Raw genomic sequence first — 22,059 nt, forward strand, 5'->3', positions numbered from 1 at the left:
CCGCAAATCTTTAGGAAATAAAAAAGCCCGACATGCCGGGCTTTTTTATCAACAAAGGAAGAATTACTTCTTACGCTTGTTAACAGAATCTTTAAATGCTTTACCAGCAGAAAACTTAACAGTTTTTGCAGCAGCGATTTTGAGTGGCTCGCCAGTTTTTGGGTTGCGACCCATACGTGCAGCACGTTTGCCAGAAGCAAAAGTACCAAAGCCGATCAGTTGTACTGAGTCACCTTTAGTAACAGCTTTGATGATTGTCTCGATAGCAGAATTCAATGCGAATTCAGCTTTGGCCTTAGAAATCTCCGCGTCGTCAGCAATTGCTGCGATTAGTTCGGCTTTGTTCAAGTGAAGCTCCTTATAGATGTTGATGTCAGCGCACATTACGCTTACATGATTTTAACCACAAAAAAATTATAAAAATAAAGTTGCGTTACAGCAATTTTTTAATACGACTACAAACTACTCATCTAAAACTACGATATCAGAAACAAAATACTCCGTATCGCCAAAACAGGTTGTCGGCAGGCCGATGTGTTGCTCATACTTTAGGGCAACCTTTTTCCCTAAATTAGCATTTATTTTTTGTGCCACAGCATCTTCACGCACCGTAAAGAGGAATTTTTCTGACATCGTGCCAGGCATGGAAACCATGGCTAATTCACCTTCCCAGGTTTTGCATACATAGCCGCGATTAGAGAATTTCTGCACATATCCAGCGCGTTCGCCACTTCCGTAGCTCCAATTGAGCATAGCCCATGTATAGACTGAAATACCCACTAACCCAATTAAAACAAGGCTTAAGAGCCACTTCATAAAGCCATTCATCAGAATTTCCTTGGTAAATCACGACATAAACCCTAAGCGGGAACTTTTATCTTCTATGGGAAGTATATGAGCATCCAGTTTCGAGAAACCCTCTATTTGGGATCGGTATCCAAATTAAAACATCCATCACTAACTCAAACAGCCGGTCATCTGCAGCAGCATCAATTTTATTTTTGCAGCCTGAGCAAGTTTCGCTTAATTCAGGGGAAGCGCTCTTTACGCACCAGCATGCACCTCTGGCATCAGTAAATACCCTGCCGCAGCTCTTTTCAACAATAAAGGCGCCAGCCGCCTAAACCTAATGTTCAAAGATCACTCCGTTTATTACATGGTTCAGAGAGTGCATATTCTGAGAATTTTGTGGGTTATTTTTATTGAGCCAATTCTTGGCCTCAGGGGCTTAACAGCTGAACAATTTGCTCTGGACTAATGGGGCCCCATATTTCCACTCTCTTTTTACGACTGTTTTGGCCGGAAACAAATTGAATTTGCTTCTGAGGCACTTTTAGCTGCTTAGAAAGCCATGCCAATAAAAGTTCATTTGCCTTATTTTCAAGGGCCGGCGCCTGCAAAGAAATTTTCAAACAGCCATCATGTAAGCCAACTACTTTTGTTTGCTTTGCCCCTGGCTGACAGTGCAAATTGAGGGTGATTCCGGAGGGGGTTTGTTTTAACCAAATAGGCGTCATCAAAGTACTTTAAACTGAAACCATGACGATGAAGAATTCCCAAGCATTAGAACAACTATTTGCAAACAATCGCACCTGGGCCGAAAGCATGGTGGCTAATGATGCCAACTTCTTTAAGCGGCTAGTTTCTCAACAAGCTCCGGAATATCTTTGGATAGGCTGCTCTGATAGTCGAGTGCCGGCAAATGACATTGTCAACTTATTGCCAGGTGAATTATTTGTACATCGAAATGTTGCAAACGTAGTTGTCCATACTGATTTGAATTGCTTATCTGTTATTCAGTTTGCGATCGATTTACTGAAAGTGAAGCACATATTAGTCGTAGGCCATTATGGATGCTCAGGTGTGCATGCGGCACTCACTGATAAGCGGGTTGGGCTTGCTGATAACTGGTTGCGCCACGTTAAAGATGTACATCAAAAATATGAGCGCTATCTAGGCGATATGATCCCAACCCCAAAACGCCAAGATCGTCTATGTGAGCTCAACGTTATTGAGCAAGTAGTGAACGTTTGTGAAACCACCATCGTGCAAGATGCGTGGGCACGTGGACAAGATCTAACAGTGCATGGCTGGGCTTATCGACTTGAAACTGGTCTAGTGAATGATTTAGGGATGTCCAGCAGCTCAATTGAAGAAATGACTGAACGCTATGCGAAATCAGTAAAGCGTTACGAACTAGAGCAAAACTAATTTGCTCAAATCCTTTTCTAATCAAGTAGTCGTTGCGCTACTCAAGCTTCTTGCGCTACTACCTTATAGATTATTGGTTGCCATCGGCTATGGACTGGGCTTTATAGCGGCTCGCATTCCAAGCGATCGAAATCGAGTCGTCAAAACTAATCTCCGACTATGCTTTCCGCAATTAAGCTCAGACGAAATTGACGTCTTAAGCAAACAACATTGGCGCTCACTCGGTCGCAGTCTAGTGGAGAAAAGCATTATTTGGTGTGGCAGCTCAAATCAGTTGCGCAACATGATCGAGGTGAAATCTGCAGTAGATCTTTCTAGCAAAAAACCTCGTATTTTGGTGAACATGCACTTCACCGGAATTGAAGGCAGCATTATTTTGAGTGCGCTGTGTAAAGAAAATCATTGGCCACGTACTTCCGGGTTTTTTCAAAGAATGAAAAATCCATTTTTTAATAAAAAGATTGTGGAATGGCGAAATCGCTTTGGCGGAAACTCAATTGATCGACAAGGCAATGTCAAAACCATCATTCGAGAAATTCGCAATGGCGACTTCATCATCATTGCGCCAGATATTGATTTGGGCCTCAAAGATTCTGAGTTCGTACCATTTTTTGGAATTCAAACCAATACGATCACCACGATTTCTCGCTTAGCCAAAATTACAGGTGCAGACGTGTGTCTAATGACGACCACTTTAAAAGCAGATGAATCTGGATATCTGTGTGAAATTAGAAAACCATTAGAGAATTTTCCTGGGGAAGATCCAAAATCAGACACTGCCCGTCTTAACCAATATTTTGAAGATGAAATTCGACTGCGTCCAGCCGAATACTACTGGGTTCACAAGCGCTTCAAAAACCGTCCCGATAACAGCCCAAGCCCCTATAACCCTTCTATCTAAAGGTCTTTTGTCCTATCATTAAGGGATGACTGAACGTATTGGGCTATTCGCCGATCTCCACAGCAATTTAGAAGCTTTTGAAGCTTGTATGGCTCGCGCGGAAGAGCTTGGTGTAACTAGGATGGTTTTCTTAGGCGACCTGGTTGGTTATAACGCTGACCCAGTAGCGCTGATTGATCGAATTGCTCATCTTATCGATAGCAAAAAGGCCATTGCCATTCTGGGCAATCATGATGAAGCTATTTTCAAAGACAGTCGTACCCAAATGAACGCAAGCGCAAATGCTGCTATTGAGTGGACTAAGTCTCAGCTTAATTCTGGCCATGTAGAGTTCCTTAAAAAACTACCGCTGATCATTCAAGAGGATCTGATTTGCTTTGTCCACGCCTCTGCACATAATCCGGCCGACTGGAATTACATTACTGACAGCATGAGTGCATGGCGCTGCGTACAAAACTCTGGAAAAAATTACACCTTTGTTGGTCATGCGCACGAGCAAGCTCTGTTTTATCAAAGCGCGGTTGGTAAACTCATTCGCTTTGCGCCGCATCCAGGTGATGAAATTCCAGTGCTACACCATCGCCAGTGGGTAGGCGTTGTAGGCTCGCTTGGTCAACCTAGAGATGGCAACCCAGAAGCCTGTTTTGCTATTTTTGAACCCCAAGCTGAAATGCTGACGTTTCATCGCACGCCCTACGATCACTTTACCGCCGCAGATAAAGTGCGCCGTGCCGGCCTGCCAGAGGACTTAGCAAACCGCCTCCTTACAGGCAAGTAAATCTAATGGCCATTAATACCGACATTGAAGCAGTAGACGATATATTTCAAGAAGGCAAAGTAGTTGATGGGTTTACCCTGGGAAAAGAAGTTCATCGCGGCGGAATGGCCAGCCTATTTTCAGCAACGAAAGAAGGTATTGATGTACCGATTCTGCTGAAGATTCCGCGAGTTGGTAGAGACCAGCCAGTAGAAAGTTTGATCGGCTTTGAAACTGAGCTGACTATCCTACGCTCTCTTAAGAGTCACTATGTTCCTAAATATTTAGGCTCTGGCAATATGGCCACACGCCCTTATATCGCAATGGAAAGAGTTGAAGGGCGCCCCCTAGAAGACTTCATCAAAGAAGGTAAAGTTTTTACGATTGATGAGGTTGTTCGCATCGGAGTAGATCTTGCACAAGCAGTGCAGTCGCTCCACTCTCAAGATGCAATTCATCTGGACATCAAGCCTGAAAATATTTTGATTGATGACAAAGGCAAATTAACGCTGATTGATTTTGGTTTATCACATCATGCTCGCTATCCTGATTTACTTGCAGAAGAAATGCGTAAAGGCGTTGGATCTGCGCCTTACATCTCTCCCGAGCAAGTGGCTGGAATTCGCTCGGATTCGCGCAGCGATATTTTTTCTATCGGCGCAATCATGTATGAGTTGCTTACTGGCGAACTGCCGTTTGGCAATCCACAAACAATGAGTGGTCTACGAAGACGAATGTGGGCTGAGCCATTTCCACCGCGCGCAATTCGTAGAGAAATTCCACGCTGGCTTCAAGAGGTGGTGTTGAGATGCCTGGAGCCTCGAGCAGTAGATCGCTATCAAAGTGCCGCACGCTTGCGACAAGTATTGCGTGATCCCGAGGGCGTCACTCTAACCGAACGGGCCGATCGTGTTGAGCCACCTAGTTTTTGGCAAAACCTCAAAGGCATGTTCAAAGCTGCTGGCTATGAACCATCCCCAAGTCCACGACCAAGCATGGGCAACTTTGATGCGCCCCTCATGATTGCCGCAATTGACACCCGCCAATCGGATGAAGACTTACGAGAGCGCATGCAAATTACTGCAAAGAACTTATTACATGCCTATCCTGAAAGTCGATTAGTTTGCTTAAGCACTATCAGCAGCACTCCAACGTTCGAGGGCAATCAAGAAAATGAAACCGCCAGTGGAATTGTGCGCGGGCATTTGGTGCAACTCATGGATTGGGCCAAACCACTAAAACTGCCGCCAGAAAGAATCTCTTATCACGTGCTGGAAGCTCTTGATCCTGCCGCGCGCATCGTTGAATTTGCTAAAGACAATGACGCATCCCTCATTCTCATTGGCGCATCACATAAGCTACCCAATAAGGTAGCCCCCTGGAGAACGTCGATGACCAAGATTGTCGAAGAGGCTCCGTGCAGCGTGCATATTGTCAGAACTTAAGATGATGTCTACTGCCTCCCCACAGGCAGCAATTGACGGATAATGCAAGCATGGAAGAAAAAGTACGCGTCTCAAAGTTACTCTCTGAGTTAGGTCTATGCTCACGTCGTGAAGCAGACTCTTATATTGAGCAAGGACTTGTAACGGTAGATGGTGAAGTGGTCAACGAGTTAGGAGTTCGTGCTTTCCGTCATCAAAAAATTGAGTTGCAATCTGGCGCGAAGGCACAACAAGCTTCTCGCATCACCGTGATTTTGAATAAGCCTGTTGGATATATCTCTCATTACGACGATGAACAGGAATATCAACCCGCAGCCTCTTTAATCACTCCCGAAAATTACTTTGCTAGTCCGCTAGACAAGGGTAGAAGTCCGCGCTTCAATACAAAGGGGCTAGCGCCCGCCGGAAGATTGGATATTGACTCTACTGGCATGCTAGTTTTGACTCAAGATGGGCGTATTGCCAAATTATTGATTGGTGAAAATAGCCCCATCGAAAAAGAATATTTAGTGCGTGTTGAGGGCCTTCTTTCTTTCGAAGATTTAGACCGCCTAAGACATGGCCTCTCGCTAGACGGCGTAGAACTTAAGCCGGCACAAGTCAGTTGGCAGAACGAAGATCAGCTTCGCTTTGTTTTGCGTGAAGGTCGTAAGCGCCAAATTCGCAGGATGTGTGAAATGGTAGGTCTTAAGGTGCTAGGCCTTAAGCGCGTCAGAATGGGTCGTATCTCGTTGGGGCCCTTACCTCCAGGCCAATGGCGCTACGTAAGGCCTGAAGAGCAATTCTGAAGCCTCACACCCGCTTATAATTGCGACCAAACTTAGATTAACTGGCGCAAAAATTACCATCGAAACTTCCACCCCCAGCACGCCAGGCGCAGAAGTACTTAGACGCCGCAGCTTTGCCATCATCTCTCACCCAGATGCGGGTAAAACTACGCTTACTGAAAAATTACTGCTCTATGCAGGTGCCATTCAAATTGCTGGCAGCGTTAAAGCCCGTAAAGCAAGTCGTCATGCAACCTCCGACTGGATGGAGATTGAAAAGCAACGGGGTATTTCTGTAGCAAGTTCTGTGATGCAGATGGAATATCGTGATTGCATTATCAATTTGCTAGATACTCCGGGACACCAAGACTTCTCGGAGGATACCTACCGCGTATTGACTGCAGTTGACTCCGCTCTTATGGTGATCGATGCTGCTAATGGTGTTGAATCTCAAACATTACGCTTGCTTGAAGTGTGCCGCGCACGCAATACACCTATTGTCACCTTCATCAATAAGATGGACCGTGAGGTAAAGCCTCCAATGGAGCTAATGGATGAAATCGAAACCGCTCTTGGCATTGAAGTAGTGCCATTTACTTGGCCGGTTGGGATGGGCAAATCTTTTGCTGGTGTGATCGACATTGCCAATATGCGGATGCGCATGTTTAAAGCTGGTGAGGATCGCGTTACCGAAGACTCCCATGCAGTAGTTGATGTAAATGATCCCGCCCTCAGGGAGCGCTTAGGCCCAGACCTAGAAAACGCTTTGGCTGAAGTGGCGCTTATTAAAGAAGCAATGCCTGCATTTAATCTAGAAGCATTTTTAGCAGGGCGTCAGTCTCCAGTTTTCTTTGGATCTGCAATCAATAACTTCGGTGTACGTGAGATTCTCAATACACTAGTTGAGTTAGCCCCTTCGCCTGGCTCACGCAAAGCATTGCAACGCGAAGTGAGCCCCGCAGAAAATAAATTCTCGGCAGTCGTATTCAAGATTCAGGCCAACATGGACCCAGCGCACCGAGATCGCGTGGCATTTTTAAGAATCTGCTCTGGTCATTTTCAGCGTGGCATGAAGCTAAAGATATGTCGTAACGGTAAAGAGGTGCGTACCAATAATGCGCTTTCCTTCTTGTCACAAAGACGCGATATTTTGGATGAAGCTTTTCCTGGCGACATTATTGGCCTGCCCAATCATGGCTTACTTCGTCTTGGTGACACCTTAACTGAAGGCGAACAACTTCAGTTCACCGGTTTGCCTTTTTTTGCACCTGAAATTTTCCGCATGGTGGAGTCTGCAGATCCACTGCGCTCAAAACAGTTGCGTACTGGACTAATGCAATTGGGTGAAGAGGGCGCTATTCAAGTCTTCAGACCAATGGCTGGCGGCACAATGTTGCTAGGTGCATTTGGCCAGCTCCAATTTGAAGTAGTAAGTCACCGACTCCAAACCGAATATGGCGCAGAGGTACGTCTACTACCGGCCCGCTATAGCCTGGCGCGCTGGGTTAGCTCAGACGATCCCGTTGCATTAAAGAAATTTACCCAAGAAAATATCCATCGCATGGCTGAAGATGTTGTAGGCGCATCAGTCTTCTTGGCATCACATAAGTCAGAATTAGATGTTGCTCAACAACGCTGGGAATCGATTCAATTCCACGCACTGAGAGAGCATGCCGGCCTTATATATCAATCGGATTTAGCGGGCTAATCCAATCAATCGCCTCAATAACTTAACGAGGCGCTTTGCAATCAAATACAGCAACTAACTGAGTATCGCTGCTTCTAAATGAGGCTGCTTTACCGTATTGCGCACAATAGGCATTGGCTTTATTTGTTAACTGCTCAATCGATTCTCCACTGCTATTTAAAAAAGTAACGTGATTAGAGTCAGAGGCGTCGGTATATACCGCAGCACAGGCGCTCAATATTAATATGCAGCATGCGCTAAGCATGCCGTTTTTTTGCAATGCGTTCATTAAGAGCCCGCTCAGATGTAATTAGGATTTATTAAGGGCCAGCATTTGCAAAAGCTTTGCAGTAATTTTGCTGGCAGCTGGCCTGTAAATCAAAATGCAGACAATCGCCACTGGATAGGCTACTAACCAAACCTCAAGCCATATCCAAAAGAAATTTTCTATCGGACCAACTCGTACAAAAGTGGTGGCCAGCGTGATGCTGAGTGACATTAAGAGACCCATTACAAGGGCAAAAACTAAACTGGGTAAATTCATCATGGTTACATCATAGCTTCTGAAGGTGTTAGCTGTTATTCTGGACTGTGATCACTATTGTGCGCCCTAGATAGGGGAGTCTCTGAAGCAAGCCTTGAGATTCATCATTCCATTACTCTAGGAAATTTATGGCTGTAGGCCAAAATCAAAGAACCAGAAAAAACGACTCTATGCTTACCAAAACTGGAAAAGCGCGCTTAGGGCCCCTTAACTCAGCTCAACTTACTAAATTATTAGAAGCAAGCACAAAACCAAAAGAGAAAAGCAAAATTTTGCGAGCTCTTAGCAAACACAAAGTTGTTGCCTCATAATTAAAGCCCCGTTAATCGGGGCTTTTAATTACATCATCGTGTAAAAATTAAACACAAAAATCATTGCGCTCTTCTCACTAGCATTCTTTTTCCAAGTATGACTGTCGACACCACCAAAACTGCGAAGATTAAGTTCATTAGCGTGAGTGGATCGCCAAGCAATACACTAGCTGCCACTAAAGTACAAAAAGGTTGAATTAGCTGCACTTGGCTGACCCTTGCAATACCCCCAATTGCAAGGCCCTCATACCAAAAGAAAAAGCCAAGAAACATAGGAAATAGACTGAGATAGACAAAGCTAGTCCATGCGACTGTACCCGCGGACATATATTCTGGGCTATACATTAGCCAAGTCATCATGAGATTTACCGGCAATGAAATTACCAATGCCCATGAAATTACAGCGCGCGGATTCATCTTTCTTGATAACTCACCGCCCTCTACATAGCCAATACAGGCGCTGATACCGCCTAAGACGAGCAATCCGTCAATATAGGTAAAGCTTCCTGAACTTTTGAGCAAGGCATACAAAACAACCAACCCAGCGCCCAAGAGAGATACCAGCCAAAAACCCAATGAGGGTCGTTCCTTGAAACGCAAGACCCCAATCACCGTTGTGGCAAGGGGCATCATTCCTAAAATAACCGCGCCATGAGATGAGGAGCCCTGGGTCATCGCTACAGTAGTCAAAATAGGAAATCCAAATACAACGCCCAAAGCTATCACCACAAACTTTACAAAATCGACTTTGGAAGGCGTGCCTTCTTTTTTATAGACAAGGTAAGCAAGCGCGACAAGTCCCGCCAAGCTTGCTCTACCAAAGGCAATGAAATAAGGGTTGAAGCTTAAAACGGCAATTTTGCTAACCGGCAGCGTTAAGCTAAAAATCAGAATGCCAATAAAGCCAATCAACATTCCTTTGGTTTCTTTATTCACCATTACCCTTTTTCTTGTATTGAATTAATTGTATTAACAATCGTTCACGGGTGGGCTGTAATATTCAACTACTGCCTATGAAATTCAACGCCTATATACAAGCCATTTATATCGCACCCTCTGCTGGGGCAAAAATGCAATCTACTCACTCCGCTAAACTCAATACCGGCATAGGTATTGAAGGAGACCGCTATGCCATGGGCACTGGAGCATATTCTGCAACAGAGCCCGATAAAGTTCGTCACATCAGCTTAATTAGCCTATCAGGCATTGAAACGGCAAACGACTGGCTAAAAGCTGGCGATGAGCCCACTTTTGACGCTGCAGAGACACGTCGAAATATCGCACTTGAGGGCATCTCGGCAACCGAGCTCAATAATCTGGTGGGCAAACAATTTCAGCTGGGCAGCATTCAACTGATAGGCACTGAACTTTGTGCTCCGTGCGAAAGGCCTGCTCAACTTCTCAGTAGACCAAGCTTCATGGAAGCATTTGAAGGGCGCGGCGGGATTCGTGCGGAGATATTAAATTCCGGAGTTCTGACCGTTGGTGATCAGCTATCTACAGAGAAAACAAATGATTGAATACCGCGACAACGCCACCATTACTGCCGAGCAAGCGATAGACCTTTACAAACGCTCAACTCTTGGGGAGCGTCGCCCCATTCACAATGTACAAACCTTTGAAGCTATGCTCAAAAATGCCAACCTTACAATCACCGCATGGGATGGCGAAACTTTAGTAGGCATTTCTAGATCATTAACTGACTTTGCTTACGTGGCATACCTTGCGGATTTAGCGGTGGATCAACAATACCAACGCTCTGGAATTGGCAAGCAACTGATTGAAGAAACCAAATCTCGACTTGGTCACGAATGCATGATTGTTTTATTGGCAGCGCCTAAAGCAAACGAATACTACGAGCATATTGGCTTTGAACATAATCCACGTGCGTGGACTATAAAAAACAATTAAGTCTTTATCATTGCGCCATGACCATTACACGATTTTGTTTAGTTCGCCACGGTGAGACCGACTGGAATGCCGAGCGTCGCCTTCAAGGCCACACTGATATAGGCCTAAATGCTCGAGGCCTGGCGCAGGCAGAACAAATGGCACGCGCCATTAAAAAAATTAACCTTACGTTTGATGTTTTATATACAAGCGATCTCCAGCGGGCCGCCAAAACTGCAAAAGCAATTGAACAATTATTTGGTACATCTGCCATTACAAATGCAGAACTTAGAGAGCGTCATCTTGGTGCTCTACAAGGCCTCACTACTGATGAAGCGCCTCGGCTGGAGCCAGACCTTTGGAGATCTCACCTCAGCAGAAATGTTTACGAGGAATTGCGTGGCGGAGAAAGCATTCAACAATTTGCGAATCGCATCAAAATTGCGCTAGAAAAACTTCGCGAACAATATCTTGGAAAAACAGTTTTATTGGTAAGTCATGGTGGCGCATTAGACATGATGTACAGAATTGCGAGCAATCAACCCTTAGATGCTGAAAAAGCTGTTGCAGTTCCCAATGCCTCCCTTAACTGGATTAGCCATGATGGGCATACCTGGAAAGTTGATGGCTGGGCTGATACTAGTCACCTAGAAAATTTAGCGCTAGATAATTTAGACCTCTAAAAACTAAAAGTCTGATCCCTTATATCAATAAGCCACCCTAGGGTGGCTTATTAGTTTTGCAATTACTTAGCGGGATGCAATTTATTTTGATCTGAAACACAAAAATCAACGATTACATCAGCAAAGTTTAAGTACCGAGAATTGCTTTTTCTAAAGCGGTCAATTTCTGCAGCAAGAGGTGAAGCAGCCCCCTTAAAGCCAGCATCTTCATAACCGGGATGATATGGGGCCTCTTCAACAAATTTGTTTGTCATATATTTACCTTAATAAGTTAACGCCCAAAACGAATCTTCATTTTGGGGAATATCGATGAATTAAAAAACCGCATTAGCGGCGCGATAAAGATTGGCGAACTATTCGATCGGTATGTACATAGAGACTCTCCCAACGCAGCCCATCGCTAGCGAACTAGGTCGCTCTGACGGATGCCGCTCCCCCTGTCCTTGATACCTGAGAGATTCACCCTAAGCGTTGCTTAGGGCTTGCTCCTTCGGTGCACCATAAAAATGGTGGCTCTCCAGACGGCTATTTAGGATAAGCAGTACCTTCCTGGTGGATACCTGAGCGTTCATGGGAGTTTGCGCCTTCGGTGGAGGGAAACCCCTCACTCTCCTGCTAATGAAAATTATAGCTGAATGCTATTTTTATCAAACTAATGATTTATACCAATGCGCACTAAAAAGACATTGCCAAAATTGAAACTCCTGAGATCAGCATTACCAATTCCATCAGCAATAAAAATTTATCTTCTGACAAAGACAATACAACTCTTTTAGAAAAAATTGAGCCTGCCAAAACACAAACTCCAATTAAAAGTCCCTGCATGATGGCCATCATATTCAAAAATCCTAGCTGATGAAATACTATGCCCTTGGTAAATAAAATCGATAGGGTACTTGCTGCCTCCGTACCCAAGAAGGCACCCTTACTTAAGCCATAAGCTAAAAAGAAAGGAGTATTTATTGCCCCAGTAGTCGCAACAATGCCTGTCAAGTAACCAATAACAGCGCCAACTAAGCCCATCTGCCAAAGCTTTAAATAAAAATTCTTCCTGCGCATCCAGCGGCGTATCGGGACTAGCAAAATTAGAAAACCGCCCAAAGTTATTTCGATTAAGCGCTCATCAAGTTGCACCAAAGTATTTACGCCCAACACCGTGAACGGAATCGCTGTAAGACTATAGACAAGACAAACGCGCCACTGAATAACGCTCCACCACAAAAAAATGCGAGAGAGATTAGCTACGGTAGCAACTAAAGCAATAACAGGAATTGCCTGAATAGGCCCATAAAAATAGACAAGGGCAGGCATTAGGATGATGGTAGTGCCAAAACCAATGACGCCACCCAGGACCCCGGCACTTACACCCAGAGAGCCCAGGACTAGGGCTTGAAGAATTAGATCAGACAAGCTTACTTACCTCTATTGATTAAGGACGACTTAAGCGGTCTCTATATAAGCAGGCCGCACAAAGACCAGCCTAAATTGAGAATTACCAACGTAATAAGGGTTCCAAAAGTAAATTTCATTCCCAACACACGACTACTAAAATTGGGCGGCGGCTCATTAATACCTTTGGCATGAATTAAGCGCCCAACAACTAAAGTGACTCCGGGGAGCATAACAAGCCACCAAGGGGCGCCATTTAACTCAAGACAAGCGATCAAAATGAGTCCGATTGGCACATACTCAGCAAAGTTACCTTGAGCACGAATAGCTCTTTCTAGATCGTCGTAACCTCCGCTTCCTAGACCAACTTTATTTTTTCTTCTAAGCCCAATTACTGCAAAAGAAAGCTTTACGAAAATAGTAGTCAGGATTGCAGCAATAATTGAAGTCATTAGCAACATGTATTTCTCCTTAGATTGCTTCTAAAACTTTACTTAATGAATTTCCTTCGTAGTTTGGTTTTTCACCAATCTCTTCAAAAGGATGGCCAAGACGATTGACCCAAAATACATCAAACCCATACCATTTGGCTGCTAGCGCATCCCAAGCATTACTGGAGACAAACAAGATCTCTTCTTTCTTTACTGAAAATGCTTTTAATAAAAGTTCATAGGCTTGCGGTGCAGTTTTAAATAAACGCACATCTTCAATGGTGACAACCTTATCCAAATATGGTGCTAGGCCATTGCTTTCAACTACCGTTGCCAACATTTCTCTACTGCCGTTAGACAAAATAGCAGTGGAAATTCCCATGGCCTTAATTGCTTTAAGAACACTTAAGCTGTCATTAAAGCCATCAAGCTTCGCATACTGATCCATGAGTCGCTTCTCATATTCTGCCGTGAGAATTAATTCCATGCGCTTACAAACATAGCGAAGTGAGCGAATTGTTAATTCCCAAAATGGGAGATAGTGCTTGCTTCCACCAGGATTGGGGTCACTCATTGTGACTAGGCGGGTATATTCAATCTGACGATCGCGCCACATTAACGCAAAAGCCTGGCCATGACCTGGAAATAATTCTTCCGCTAGCTGCCCCATCGAATACACATCAAATAATGTTCCATAGGCATCAAAGGCTATGAGCTTGTACATGATATCTCCCGCTCTTTTTTATGAGTTTCCATTGTCGCTTAAAAGTTATTCTTAAAGATCTTAAGAAATAGAAAAACCACCCGAAGGTGGTTTGAGTGTTTCATAGCGACCCCGAACAAAACCAACTAAGCCCAATGATGCTAACCCTAATGACTATTTAAATAATCAATAACCCAAGCCGGATCACTATCGCTTGGGAAGATGGGGTAATGAACCGCCTCAATCACGCCATTGTTTGCAATGAGCGTGACTCGCTTTAATAAAGTCATTCCGGCAGCCACAAAGGTTGGCATATTCAATGCCTTTTGAAACTTATAGCCCGCGTCACTAACTACCGGAAATGGGAGATGAAGTCTATCTGCCATCTCTTTTTGATATTCCGTAGTTTGGACACTTAAGCCAACAACTTCTGCGCCCAAAGCTTGAAGCTCTTGATAGTGGTCTCTAAATGAACAGCTCTGAGGCGTACAGCCTCGCGCTCCAGGTATTTGATCCCAGCCATCTGGCAGCGCAACATTGGGCTGCCCCGTCATTGGATAGCAGTAAATAACCAATTTACCCTTGATGTCACCAAAATTAACAGTCTTGCCGTTGGTGGCATTTAAAGAAACATTGGGCAGCGCCATGCCCTTCAAATGATTGGTTGAGCCATCGTCTTGAGGAATGGGAAGGTCTGTAGGGAGCTGATTGAGATTTGTCATAAAAAGATTCTATACGTAAAGGATCCGCGTAACCAGACAATAAAAGAAAAATTGCTGGAATATGGTTTTAGTGTTTATCCGAGGTTCGGAGCAAAAACGAACCAGGACAAGAAATGCCTGACTCTACTTTTTAGACTTATATTTTTGTATGGCTTCTTTTAAATCAGTATATTCCTCACAGCCAAAAAAACAGGCTTTGTCTAATCTCACCAACAAAGCCTCCGCGCCTGGTAAGTCCTTATTCATCAACTTGAGCTCTCCGTAATACTCAAGTGCACCGCGATGGTCTGGGTCTATTTTCAGCGCAGCTTGATAGTACTTCTCTGCCCCGACTAAATCAGGTGGCTGTTTTTTTCGTAGGCTATAAGCAAGCAAATTATTCCAATCAGCCGATCTTGTTTCATTGGCAGACTGTAATTGCCGTATTGCCTGATCATATTTTTCAGCCTTAATGCTTGCCCTTGCTTCCGTTAGCCAAACAGGGTCTTGCTTAGCCGGAGGAAGATCTGCTGCGAACGACGGGTCAAATATAAATAGAGACAACAAAACTACTGAGATTATTTTTTTCATTTGAAGGCCTTTGGTCAAGAGTCTATCTTTTATATACCGTTTATTAAACTTTTGCTTGCGCATTTACCGACCCTAAAGTATTTGCAAGATCTTAATCAGAAAACTTTTCTAAGGCATGCCAACCAAAGCTAAGCAATGGAAGCATATCTTTTGCAAAACTCACGATCTCATTCGGTAAACTTTTCGAACAAATCATTGGTCTAGGCAACTGCCTCCTAATAATCCACCCTTTAAGCTTGAGCGCCTGCTCCACTTCTTTAGGAACACTATCAAAGCCCCGTGGAATACGGGCCAATGAGTGTGAATAATCAAGCTCATAGCCCTTTCTTATAAGGGATTTCTCTATAGATAACCAAGCCTGAGGGTTATCTAAAATTCCTTGTCTTAGCCTTTTCAGAATGTGGGCCTCAGGCTGCAAATAACCTGCGGCGCACCTGCTACCTAAAGGATCTAAGCGGAAGTACAAAACACCAGGAGAATGTTTGTCACCAGTTCTTGTAAACAAACCGCTGGCATGCATATTGTAGGGATGCTTGGCTTTTGAAAATCGAGCATCTCGATTGATTCTAAAAAGGGATTTCTTGGGGTCGCCCCACAATGGCACCTCATTATTAGCAAGCTCTTCAGACAAGACCTCTGTAAAGGATTTCATGGGCTCGCGCACAAACTCTTCATACTCGGGCCGATGTTCTGCAAACCACGCTCTGTTTTGATTATTAGTTAGCTCCTCAAGAAATTTAAAAGCTTTTGGGCTGAACTGGGGACGGTTAATCCTTTTCGGCATATTGCATCTCACCATTACCAAACGACCAATTTTCTTTATTTACTTCAAGTAAATTGATAAAGACATCTTGAGGTCTGACTTTAAGATTTTGTACCAAAGCATTACAAATAGCTTTGTATAAATTCTTTTTAAGATCCGCGGATCTACCAAAGCTTATGGTTGCCTGAATAAAAATGATCCCCTCAGAATAGTCGATTCCTAAGTAGCTTTTTGGAATATTGAATTCTGAGGTGTCGTGTCTGGTGATAATCTGAAACTTATCGTCTTCAGGAACATTAATTTGCTCTCGCATCACGTTATAGACAATGTCCCCAACTTGCTGGGCAAAGCTCTCAGAGTATTTTTTGCTTAAATCAATTCTCACTAATGGCATCACTATTCTCCTTAGATCTAGTCATCTTAAAGGGGTCTAGTAATTTAGGCTTAACTTCGCTGCATACAAATGAAAAACCACCCGGAGGTGGTTTGGGTGTTGCTTGGTTCTTTGCGTCGAATAGGCCAAGGCCAAAGATGTCTATTCGCTTAAGAGATTAATACTGACTCTTGATACTTCCCTTTTGCGCTAATTGCGGGAACATCTCCGCTGCCAACTCTAAAGCAATCTTAATGCCTTGTTTTGGCGTAATTGGCCCATTGGGATCTTTTGGCATAGAAGGAGTTGGATAGCCTTCTGCGTGAGAGAACTTCACGACACCTGGAATCATTGCTTTAGCCAATCCAGAATATGCCGGTGGTAGATTATTTAACTCTGGCGCTTTGTATTCTGGCACTGGTCGTGCGACTGGAGTAGGCCATGTACTTGGATCGCGAGGCGTTGTAAGTGTGAAGCAAGACTCTAACGTTCTCGCGTTCGCATCACGAGCAGTAAATGGTTTTCCTAAATTCCACGCCTTACGTAAACTCGCAATCATGGAGGTATGGCGAAACTCTTTAGTAAATACTGTCTTCTCAGGAATCCATGGAGAAATCATCACTGCAGGAACGCGATAGCCCGATCTACGGAAATCAAACCCTTGCTGACCTTTTGGTACTGATGGGTCTGGAGCTGGCACCAATGGTGGTGCAACATGATCATAGGTCCCGCCTGGCTCATCCCAACCAATAAACAAAGTCGTATTGAGTACATTCGATCCGGCTTGTGTTGTGCCCATTCCTTTGTATGCGTTGTAGATACGAGTTAAGAATGCCTCGCCACCCAATATGGATGAGGGTGGATCAATTGGAAGATCCATGCCCTGAATCAAGGCCCTACCAAATGCTGGATGGTAATCATTGTGAGCGGCAAGCAAGTTGGGCTCAATCAAACAAAAATCTGGCAATGTTCCGTTAGCGCAATCTTTTTCATATTCAGAGAACGGAACGATATGCGTTTTGAAATACTTCTTCAAACTCGGCATATTAACAAGGCCAGTAAATGAAATCGGGTCAGGCTCACATACATAGATCTTCCAAGTTTTTCCGTGGGCTTCTAGGCGATTGAAGATCGTCTCAGCAGTATTCTTAAATAAGAAGTTGGTTGACGAGTCATTGACTACAAAGCCTGATGAAGTGGCTGCCGTCCAGAATGAGCGATTAGTAAATGTTTGTGATGGAACTTCTGAGTACCAATGATCAAAACAAGAGAAGCCTTTAGCCAAGCCGCTAATCACTGGGATTTGTTCTGGCGTGTAGCCAGTCATGATTTGTGAATACTCTTGATATGTTGGCTGTCGCCCCATCTCTGCCGTGTAAAAGCTGATGTAGTCAGTCACAAACCCATCCATTGTGGGCCTAACGAGAGATGATTCAGGCGCATTGTATGGGGCAGACATCTGGCTGGCCATTTTGAAGCGATTACGATCATCCAAGATGTTGTAAAGCTGTGTATTAGTGTGTGGGTGCTCTTCACCAGAATCGGGATTAGGGCCATCCATGTAGGTAGCCGGACCATATGGCACCCTACCATTTGGTGCAGGATACTGAGCCCATGATGGAACTGGATTGCTTAAGTTCTTGCCAATCACGCCCTCAAACTTTGGAACTTCACCTGGCGTATAAAGATGTCCGAGAATATTATCAAAAGAGCGGTTCTCAAAGATCACCAAAACCACATGATCCATCGCGTTCTTTTTAGTGGACTGTGGTGCGGCCAAAGCAGAGTCACCCAGCGCCGCTGAGGCACCCCCAATTGCAGAAGTTTTTAAAAAATTACGGCGTGATTGTTGAGTCATATGTGCTCCATTGATAGGTAGTCAACTTATAGCAGAACTACAAACAAAGAACCACCCGAAGGTGGTTTTGGTATCTCTTGGTAGCCCTAGACGAAATCGAGCCGCCGACACAAAGCTCTTCAATCCCCTGTTCTGTAATCGGCTTCTTCTAACTAAACTCTGTAATACATATTTAACAATTACACCTTTGGGTGTTTTTTATGCAAATAAACGTATCACTGAATTTATATTGTCTACATTCTCTAAATTCCAGAGCATTTTTATGGCCTTATTTGCATTGTCTTTGCCCATGACTGCAGTGGTATTGCCTAAAAATTTAGCTTCTAAACTTTGGTCTGACATTGGGTTTGCTACAGTGCCAGTAGCATGTTCAATCTTAGCTTCATAGAATTTACCGTCCTTAGTTCGAATAACCGCGGTCGCTTGATCAAGGCGGTAAGAAGAAACTGGGGTTACTTTAACAATTTTGCGCAGCGCCTGCACCCTGGGTTGCTGGGCTTTCTCATTTGAAAATTGCGCCACACCACCAGCCCGATCAATATAAGAAACAGCCACAGCGTGGTTTGCACTAAATTTAGACATTAAACCTGATCCGGGAGCATCAACTCCAGTTATGCGGATCACATCAGGATGCACAAAAATTTCTAACACTTCAATTTGTTCTTCGGGCACTTTATATTCTTGGGAAACTTTTATTGAGGCATCAATTAAAGGGTGCAAAACTACACCACATGCATATGGTTTATAGCCATTACCGTTGATCATCCATGGAGACCCGAAATTTGCTGTGATTAATGGAAGGTCTTGAGTTTTGCTATAGATGCGAGTAAATCCTAAATTTCCTTCTAAAATTTCTGGCGAACTAGTAAAGCCATTTTTTGCCAACATCGATGCTAAAACACCATGATAGGCAGACTTACCAGCGTGCAAAGACTTGCAATCACTTCCTCGGTTTTGCTGCATACCAGCAGCTTGAGTACAGCCAATTCCTAGTGCATTTAGGGTTTGGACTGCATTTAGTTTACGAAGTCGAGAAGCGCCCCCTGTTGCTGCAACAGTTCCTAAGGTGCCTGTTAAATGCCACCCTCCGCGATGATGTCCAGGCATGCCCTGCCCTACCCGAATGCCCGCCTCAAAAGCGGCCACCAGCGCAGTAATGATCTCCTTGCCAGAAGATTTAGCATGCTCGCCAATTGCCAATAAAGCGGGTATCGTTGCAGTACTAGTGTGCAAAATCACGCCTCCCAAATGCGTGTCATCAAAATCTAAAACATGGCCCATCTGGCCATTAGCAATGGGGGCATCCAGCATGCTTAATTTAAGGTCTTTATGGCCAAGAACCGTTATTGCTGGTAGTGAGCCCATTTCCTTGAATGAACGGATTAGAATTTTTGGTGTTGAGTGTTGGCTGCCTGCAATCGCGCATCCTAGCCAATCTAACGCTGCACGCTTTGCCTCGTGAATAGTCTCTGGGGGAAGCTGTTGATATTGAATGTCTGAAATAAAACTTGAGATTTGACGTGTGATTCCTAGCCCCGTATTGCCGGCACCATATGATTCAGCTTTATCAGATTTTTGTGGCTCAGCAGAATCGCCAGATTGCTCCAATGATTTAGCTGAGTGAGCCAATGTTGTATGGCTTGCCATATAGCCGGCGCCCAACAAAAGACCGGCCCCCAATACTTTGCGTCGATTCACTTTCATTTCTTGCCCCAAAAAAAATATTTTTTAATGACTGCCTGCTTACATCCCGGTAATACTTAATCCTAATCTGTTTTACTCGCTCAGCCAATTGCCAAGTCTGAATCTAAAGCAATAATGTTTTACCACCTCTGCTGCTGACCCTAAAGATCTTGATTATTTACAGCCTATTGCTGCAGATGCTCTAGTTTCTCTGGCCTTTTGAGCCATCAATTCGAAACGATCTCTAAGGCCGTTTTTCATAAAGTACTCAGTGACGGTAGAAGGGATTAGCGAATGAGGCTCCACCAGGGCGTCGTACTTAAATGTTGTGGAATTCTTATCTGGAGTGAGCCTCCAGCTGCCCCTGTATAACTTTGTATCGCCACTAATTTGCTCAAAAGTTACCAAGCGATTTGAAGCTTCAGTATATTCAATAGTAGATTTGAGCTCGATTGGGAAAAATAGAATTTGCTCTTCGATGACCCTATAAACCCGGACCTTATTACCAACCCTAGAAATCACTTTTGACTCGAGTATTCCAGGGATAGTTTTTGCGCTTTCATAGGCAGTAAGGAAGGCAAAGGCACTGCAAATGTTTATTGGAACAGTGTACGAGGCATCAATTTGAATACGGCTATCAATTACTCTAGTGTTCACCTGAACATCGTAAGGATTTAGATTCTCTTGTGCGTAGCCCCCAAAAGCTGGGGTAGCAAGCGTTAAGAATAAAAGCCATTTCATATACAAATTTTAGGTGCTTATTAGATTTGTCGTTTTAAACGCTATGTCTTCATGGGGTCATGCGAGATTAACGGCTACTGACCCTGCCAAACATTCAATGAAAAAACCACCCGAAGGTGGTTTTGGTGCCTCTTGGTGACCACAAGCACCAAGAGTGGGGTAGGGGGCCGTTATTGCCCCATTAATCGCCTCAGCTTTACTGCAAAAGCGGTGTTGTCATCAAACCCCTTGAAGAATTGTGCCCCTGGACCAATGGCTGCAACGGTAATGGGTGTTGGGGTGTGGCCAGAGCTTCCCCAATAAAAGCCCGTTTGCCTTGCAATTGCTAAAGCAAGGATATTGGATGGCAAATAATTTGAATTAGGATTCAGTTGCCCTCGGCTCAGAATTCTTTCCCGCAAGTCATCATCTAAAACAAGGCCAGGAAAATTATCTTGCAACAAAACATTCAAATAGGCATTCAAGTCAGAGCTGCTGGTTGTTTGCTTTGCCTTGGCATTAAACTTTTGTGAAAACTCATTAAGCGACATCGTGTAACGCTCAATGAGCTTGAGCTGCTCGATCTTCACATTCAGATAGTTTGCGCTTCCTGCGGGCCCTGAATTTTTACGACCATAAGTGGGGGAAAAGCCACCCGTCTCATGATCTCCAGTAACGATCACCAGGGTATCTGGATTACGCTTTTGAAACTCTAGTGCAACTTTTACAGCATCATCAAAAGCCCAAAGATCTCGCATTAAAGCAGCAACATCATTTTGATGGCCAGCAGAGTCTGTATTTTCATTCTCGACAAACAATACAAACCCTTTGTTGTTACTCTTTTTAGAGTCTTGATTAAGGACTTGAAGTGCCCCCGTCAACATCTGCGATAAAGTCGGCGTCTCTTGTGGGTTACGATCAATTTCATAATCTAAATCTTCCTCGGCAAATAGGCCCAAAAGCTTAGGAGACTTGATTTGATTAAGCTGTTCTGGTGTATTGATGTATTGGTAACCTTTTGCTTGAAAGGCTTCAATCACGTTCTTACCATCTTGACGTTTTCCGCCAGCAACTGTGTTTGGCAGGAAATAATTTGAGCCGCCGCCCATCAAGACATCTGGGGCTAGCTCTAGATACTGATTCACGATTAATTCATTGTCTCGCCTAGATTTGGCATGAACACTAAAAGCTGCTGGACTGGCATCATAGATAGGCGCAGTGCTGAGCAGTCCAATTCTCTTGCCTTTGTCTTTAGCCACCCTCATTATTGTGGGTGGCGTATTGCCATCTGGTGTAATTGATATGGCACCATTATTTACTTTATAGCCAGTAGACATGGCAGATGCAGCGGCAGCCGAATCTGTTACAAAATAATTTGCCGATTCTGTTTTCATCAGCTGATAGTGTCCCTTTGCCATTACGACATCAGTTACAGCAAATGATTGTTGTCGAAGCAGCGCACTGGAATAACGACCGAATTCGTATTGACTGCTGGTTGTCCCATCCGCAAACAAAATAATAATATTTTTCGGGGCTATATCGCTAGCTAATGCTTTATGCCCATGGTTATTTTGGGCAAGTGCGAAATTGGAAATAGCAATTCCACAAATAACAAGACAGGCGTAAGTGAGCGTTTTTAATTTATTCATAG

General features: G+C 44.1%; 27 protein-coding genes and 1 riboswitch. Of the genes, 9 read left to right on the top strand and 18 right to left on the bottom strand.

Features of this window, described 5'->3' with window-relative positions:
• Nucleotides 1-63 precede the first annotated feature (63 nt).
• The 3 genes from ICW03_RS11340 to ICW03_RS11350 all read right to left on the bottom strand — a co-directional run bounded on the left by ICW03_RS11340 (nucleotide 64) and on the right by ICW03_RS11350 (nucleotide 1,517).
• Nucleotides 64-384 carry an HU family DNA-binding protein gene (locus tag ICW03_RS11340; RefSeq protein WP_150114176.1) on the bottom strand — a complete coding sequence of 107 codons (321 nt, stop codon included), beginning with the start codon at nucleotides 382-384 and terminating at the stop codon, nucleotides 64-66.
• 78 nt (nucleotides 385-462) lie between these two features.
• Complete coding sequence (locus ICW03_RS11345; protein ID WP_215348111.1) at nucleotides 463-828, bottom strand: hypothetical protein; 366 nt, start codon at nucleotides 826-828, stop codon at nucleotides 463-465.
• Nucleotides 829-1,220: 392 nt separating this feature from the next.
• The gene (locus tag ICW03_RS11350; RefSeq protein ID WP_215348112.1) at nucleotides 1,221-1,517 is read right to left on the bottom strand and encodes a DUF167 domain-containing protein; all 297 of its coding nucleotides are present in this window, start codon (nucleotides 1,515-1,517) and stop codon (nucleotides 1,221-1,223) included.
• 22 nt (nucleotides 1,518-1,539) lie between these two features.
• On the opposite strand from ICW03_RS11350, the gene can reads away from it, so the two are divergent.
• The 6 genes from can to ICW03_RS11380 are packed head-to-tail and all read left to right on the top strand — an operon-like array spanning nucleotide 1,540 to nucleotide 7,789.
• Nucleotides 1,540-2,211 carry a carbonate dehydratase gene (gene can, locus ICW03_RS11355; RefSeq protein WP_215348113.1) on the top strand — a complete coding sequence of 224 codons (672 nt, stop codon included), beginning with the start codon at nucleotides 1,540-1,542 and terminating at the stop codon, nucleotides 2,209-2,211.
• Nucleotide 2,212: 1 nt separating this feature from the next.
• Nucleotides 2,213-3,112 carry a lipid A biosynthesis acyltransferase gene (locus ICW03_RS11360; RefSeq protein WP_215348114.1) on the top strand — a complete coding sequence of 300 codons (900 nt, stop codon included), beginning with the start codon at nucleotides 2,213-2,215 and terminating at the stop codon, nucleotides 3,110-3,112.
• Between the two features lie 25 nt (nucleotides 3,113-3,137).
• On the top strand, nucleotides 3,138-3,890 hold the full coding sequence (locus ICW03_RS11365) for a metallophosphoesterase (RefSeq protein WP_215348115.1): 753 nt from the start codon (nucleotides 3,138-3,140) through the stop codon (nucleotides 3,888-3,890).
• Between the two features lie 5 nt (nucleotides 3,891-3,895).
• Nucleotides 3,896-5,314 (top strand): protein kinase, encoded by a 1,419-nt coding sequence (locus tag ICW03_RS11370; protein WP_215348116.1) that lies wholly within the window; start codon nucleotides 3,896-3,898, stop codon nucleotides 5,312-5,314.
• Nucleotides 5,315-5,364: 50 nt separating this feature from the next.
• Nucleotides 5,365-6,102 carry a pseudouridine synthase gene (locus ICW03_RS11375; protein ID WP_215348117.1) on the top strand — a complete coding sequence of 246 codons (738 nt, stop codon included), beginning with the start codon at nucleotides 5,365-5,367 and terminating at the stop codon, nucleotides 6,100-6,102.
• A 58-nt stretch (nucleotides 6,103-6,160) separates the two neighbouring features.
• Nucleotides 6,161-7,789, top strand: a complete 1,629-nt coding sequence (locus ICW03_RS11380) for a peptide chain release factor 3 (protein ID WP_215350331.1) — start codon at nucleotides 6,161-6,163, stop codon at nucleotides 7,787-7,789.
• A 22-nt stretch (nucleotides 7,790-7,811) separates the two neighbouring features.
• Here ICW03_RS11380 and ICW03_RS11385 read toward each other — a convergent pair whose 3' ends face one another.
• From ICW03_RS11385 to ICW03_RS11395, 3 genes are all read right to left on the bottom strand, one after another.
• Nucleotides 7,812-8,057 (bottom strand): hypothetical protein, encoded by a 246-nt coding sequence (locus tag ICW03_RS11385; RefSeq protein WP_215348118.1) that lies wholly within the window; start codon nucleotides 8,055-8,057, stop codon nucleotides 7,812-7,814.
• A gap of 21 nt (nucleotides 8,058-8,078) precedes the next feature.
• Entirely contained in the window at nucleotides 8,079-8,315 is a 237-nt protein-coding gene (locus ICW03_RS11390; protein WP_215348119.1) for a DUF2798 domain-containing protein, read from the bottom strand.
• A gap of 368 nt (nucleotides 8,316-8,683) precedes the next feature.
• The gene (locus ICW03_RS11395; protein ID WP_251374408.1) at nucleotides 8,684-9,562 is read right to left on the bottom strand and encodes a DMT family transporter; all 879 of its coding nucleotides are present in this window, start codon (nucleotides 9,560-9,562) and stop codon (nucleotides 8,684-8,686) included.
• Nucleotides 9,563-9,636: 74 nt separating this feature from the next.
• On the opposite strand from ICW03_RS11395, the gene ICW03_RS11400 reads away from it, so the two are divergent.
• The 3 genes from ICW03_RS11400 to ICW03_RS11410 are packed head-to-tail and all read left to right on the top strand — an operon-like array spanning nucleotide 9,637 to nucleotide 11,196.
• Nucleotides 9,637-10,143: an MOSC domain-containing protein gene (locus tag ICW03_RS11400; protein ID WP_251374409.1), complete on the top strand. Its 507-nt coding sequence runs from the start codon at nucleotides 9,637-9,639 to the stop codon at nucleotides 10,141-10,143.
• Nucleotides 10,136-10,534, top strand: a complete 399-nt coding sequence (locus tag ICW03_RS11405; RefSeq protein ID WP_215348120.1) for a GNAT family N-acetyltransferase — start codon at nucleotides 10,136-10,138, stop codon at nucleotides 10,532-10,534. Before ICW03_RS11400 ends, ICW03_RS11405 begins: the two co-directional genes overlap by 8 nt.
• A gap of 17 nt (nucleotides 10,535-10,551) precedes the next feature.
• Nucleotides 10,552-11,196, top strand: coding sequence for a histidine phosphatase family protein (locus ICW03_RS11410; RefSeq protein ID WP_215348121.1), 645 nt, complete (start codon nucleotides 10,552-10,554; stop codon nucleotides 11,194-11,196).
• Nucleotides 11,197-11,258: 62 nt separating this feature from the next.
• Here ICW03_RS11410 and ICW03_RS11415 read toward each other — a convergent pair whose 3' ends face one another.
• The 12 genes from ICW03_RS11415 to ICW03_RS11470 form a co-directional block, all read right to left on the bottom strand.
• On the bottom strand, nucleotides 11,259-11,450 hold the full coding sequence (locus tag ICW03_RS11415; RefSeq protein WP_215348122.1) for a hypothetical protein: 192 nt from the start codon (nucleotides 11,448-11,450) through the stop codon (nucleotides 11,259-11,261).
• Nucleotides 11,451-11,623: 173 nt separating this feature from the next.
• Nucleotides 11,624-11,727: riboswitch (glycine riboswitch) on the bottom strand.
• A gap of 144 nt (nucleotides 11,728-11,871) precedes the next feature.
• Nucleotides 11,872-12,606, bottom strand: coding sequence for a sulfite exporter TauE/SafE family protein (locus ICW03_RS11420; protein ID WP_215348123.1), 735 nt, complete (start codon nucleotides 12,604-12,606; stop codon nucleotides 11,872-11,874).
• A gap of 41 nt (nucleotides 12,607-12,647) precedes the next feature.
• Entirely contained in the window at nucleotides 12,648-13,046 is a 399-nt protein-coding gene (locus ICW03_RS11425) for an MAPEG family protein (protein WP_215348124.1), read from the bottom strand.
• 10 nt (nucleotides 13,047-13,056) lie between these two features.
• Nucleotides 13,057-13,740, bottom strand: a complete 684-nt coding sequence (locus tag ICW03_RS11430) for a haloacid dehalogenase type II (protein WP_215348125.1) — start codon at nucleotides 13,738-13,740, stop codon at nucleotides 13,057-13,059.
• Nucleotides 13,741-13,886: 146 nt separating this feature from the next.
• Nucleotides 13,887-14,441 (bottom strand): peroxiredoxin, encoded by a 555-nt coding sequence (locus ICW03_RS11435; RefSeq protein ID WP_215348126.1) that lies wholly within the window; start codon nucleotides 14,439-14,441, stop codon nucleotides 13,887-13,889.
• Between the two features lie 123 nt (nucleotides 14,442-14,564).
• Complete coding sequence (locus ICW03_RS11440; RefSeq protein WP_251374410.1) at nucleotides 14,565-15,074, bottom strand: hypothetical protein; 510 nt, start codon at nucleotides 15,072-15,074, stop codon at nucleotides 14,565-14,567.
• A gap of 28 nt (nucleotides 15,075-15,102) precedes the next feature.
• Entirely contained in the window at nucleotides 15,103-15,810 is a 708-nt protein-coding gene (locus tag ICW03_RS11445; protein WP_371819881.1) for a DUF2461 domain-containing protein, read from the bottom strand.
• Nucleotides 15,779-16,168, bottom strand: a complete 390-nt coding sequence (locus ICW03_RS11450) for a tautomerase family protein (protein ID WP_215348128.1) — start codon at nucleotides 16,166-16,168, stop codon at nucleotides 15,779-15,781. The genes ICW03_RS11445 and ICW03_RS11450 overlap by 32 nt, the downstream gene beginning before the upstream one ends.
• A 157-nt stretch (nucleotides 16,169-16,325) precedes the next feature.
• The gene (locus tag ICW03_RS11455; RefSeq protein ID WP_215350344.1) at nucleotides 16,326-18,005 is read right to left on the bottom strand and encodes an alkaline phosphatase family protein; all 1,680 of its coding nucleotides are present in this window, start codon (nucleotides 18,003-18,005) and stop codon (nucleotides 16,326-16,328) included.
• Between the two features lie 198 nt (nucleotides 18,006-18,203).
• The gene (locus ICW03_RS11460; RefSeq protein WP_215348129.1) at nucleotides 18,204-19,709 is read right to left on the bottom strand and encodes an MmgE/PrpD family protein; all 1,506 of its coding nucleotides are present in this window, start codon (nucleotides 19,707-19,709) and stop codon (nucleotides 18,204-18,206) included.
• Nucleotides 19,710-19,862: 153 nt separating this feature from the next.
• Nucleotides 19,863-20,429: an SRPBCC family protein gene (locus ICW03_RS11465; RefSeq protein WP_215348130.1), complete on the bottom strand. Its 567-nt coding sequence runs from the start codon at nucleotides 20,427-20,429 to the stop codon at nucleotides 19,863-19,865.
• 170 nt (nucleotides 20,430-20,599) lie between these two features.
• Nucleotides 20,600-22,057 carry an alkaline phosphatase gene (locus tag ICW03_RS11470; protein WP_215348131.1) on the bottom strand — a complete coding sequence of 486 codons (1,458 nt, stop codon included), beginning with the start codon at nucleotides 22,055-22,057 and terminating at the stop codon, nucleotides 20,600-20,602.
• Nucleotides 22,058-22,059: the final 2 nt, after the last annotated feature.

The sequence above is a fragment of the Polynucleobacter sp. MWH-Aus1W21 genome, from assembly GCF_018687275.1.
Classification (GTDB): Bacteria; Pseudomonadota; Gammaproteobacteria; order Burkholderiales; family Burkholderiaceae; genus Polynucleobacter.

Coding starts and splice junctions, on each gene's coding strand:
- ICW03_RS11395 (WP_251374408.1), bottom strand. CDS start 9,562: ATGGTGAATAAAGAAACCAAAGGAATGTTGATTGGCTTTATTGGCATT.
- ICW03_RS11350 (WP_215348112.1), bottom strand. CDS start 1,517: ATGACGCCTATTTGGTTAAAACAAACCCCCTCCGGAATCACCCTCAAT.
- ICW03_RS11425 (WP_215348124.1), bottom strand. CDS start 13,046: ATGTTGCTAATGACTTCAATTATTGCTGCAATCCTGACTACTATTTTC.
- ICW03_RS11415 (WP_215348122.1), bottom strand. CDS start 11,450: ATGACAAACAAATTTGTTGAAGAGGCCCCATATCATCCCGGTTATGAA.
- can (WP_215348113.1), top strand. CDS start 1,540: ATGACGATGAAGAATTCCCAAGCATTAGAACAACTATTTGCAAACAAT.
- ICW03_RS11445 (WP_371819881.1), bottom strand. CDS start 15,810: ATGGTGAGATGCAATATGCCGAAAAGGATTAACCGTCCCCAGTTCAGC.
- ICW03_RS11400 (WP_251374409.1), top strand. CDS start 9,637: ATGAAATTCAACGCCTATATACAAGCCATTTATATCGCACCCTCTGCT.
- ICW03_RS11340 (WP_150114176.1), bottom strand. CDS start 384: ATGTGCGCTGACATCAACATCTATAAGGAGCTTCACTTGAACAAAGCC.
- ICW03_RS11385 (WP_215348118.1), bottom strand. CDS start 8,057: ATGAACGCATTGCAAAAAAACGGCATGCTTAGCGCATGCTGCATATTA.
- ICW03_RS11450 (WP_215348128.1), bottom strand. CDS start 16,168: ATGCCATTAGTGAGAATTGATTTAAGCAAAAAATACTCTGAGAGCTTT.
- ICW03_RS11470 (WP_215348131.1), bottom strand. CDS start 22,057: ATGAATAAATTAAAAACGCTCACTTACGCCTGTCTTGTTATTTGTGGA.
- ICW03_RS11375 (WP_215348117.1), top strand. CDS start 5,365: ATGGAAGAAAAAGTACGCGTCTCAAAGTTACTCTCTGAGTTAGGTCTA.
- ICW03_RS11435 (WP_215348126.1), bottom strand. CDS start 14,441: ATGACAAATCTCAATCAGCTCCCTACAGACCTTCCCATTCCTCAAGAC.
- ICW03_RS11390 (WP_215348119.1), bottom strand. CDS start 8,315: ATGATGAATTTACCCAGTTTAGTTTTTGCCCTTGTAATGGGTCTCTTA.
- ICW03_RS11370 (WP_215348116.1), top strand. CDS start 3,896: ATGGCCATTAATACCGACATTGAAGCAGTAGACGATATATTTCAAGAA.
- ICW03_RS11405 (WP_215348120.1), top strand. CDS start 10,136: ATGATTGAATACCGCGACAACGCCACCATTACTGCCGAGCAAGCGATA.
- ICW03_RS11460 (WP_215348129.1), bottom strand. CDS start 19,709: ATGAAAGTGAATCGACGCAAAGTATTGGGGGCCGGTCTTTTGTTGGGC.
- ICW03_RS11345 (WP_215348111.1), bottom strand. CDS start 828: ATGAATGGCTTTATGAAGTGGCTCTTAAGCCTTGTTTTAATTGGGTTA.
- ICW03_RS11455 (WP_215350344.1), bottom strand. CDS start 18,005: ATGACTCAACAATCACGCCGTAATTTTTTAAAAACTTCTGCAATTGGG.
- ICW03_RS11430 (WP_215348125.1), bottom strand. CDS start 13,740: ATGTACAAGCTCATAGCCTTTGATGCCTATGGAACATTATTTGATGTG.
- ICW03_RS11410 (WP_215348121.1), top strand. CDS start 10,552: ATGACCATTACACGATTTTGTTTAGTTCGCCACGGTGAGACCGACTGG.
- ICW03_RS11465 (WP_215348130.1), bottom strand. CDS start 20,429: ATGAAATGGCTTTTATTCTTAACGCTTGCTACCCCAGCTTTTGGGGGC.
- ICW03_RS11440 (WP_251374410.1), bottom strand. CDS start 15,074: ATGCGCAAGCAAAAGTTTAATAAACGGTATATAAAAGATAGACTCTTG.
- ICW03_RS11365 (WP_215348115.1), top strand. CDS start 3,138: ATGACTGAACGTATTGGGCTATTCGCCGATCTCCACAGCAATTTAGAA.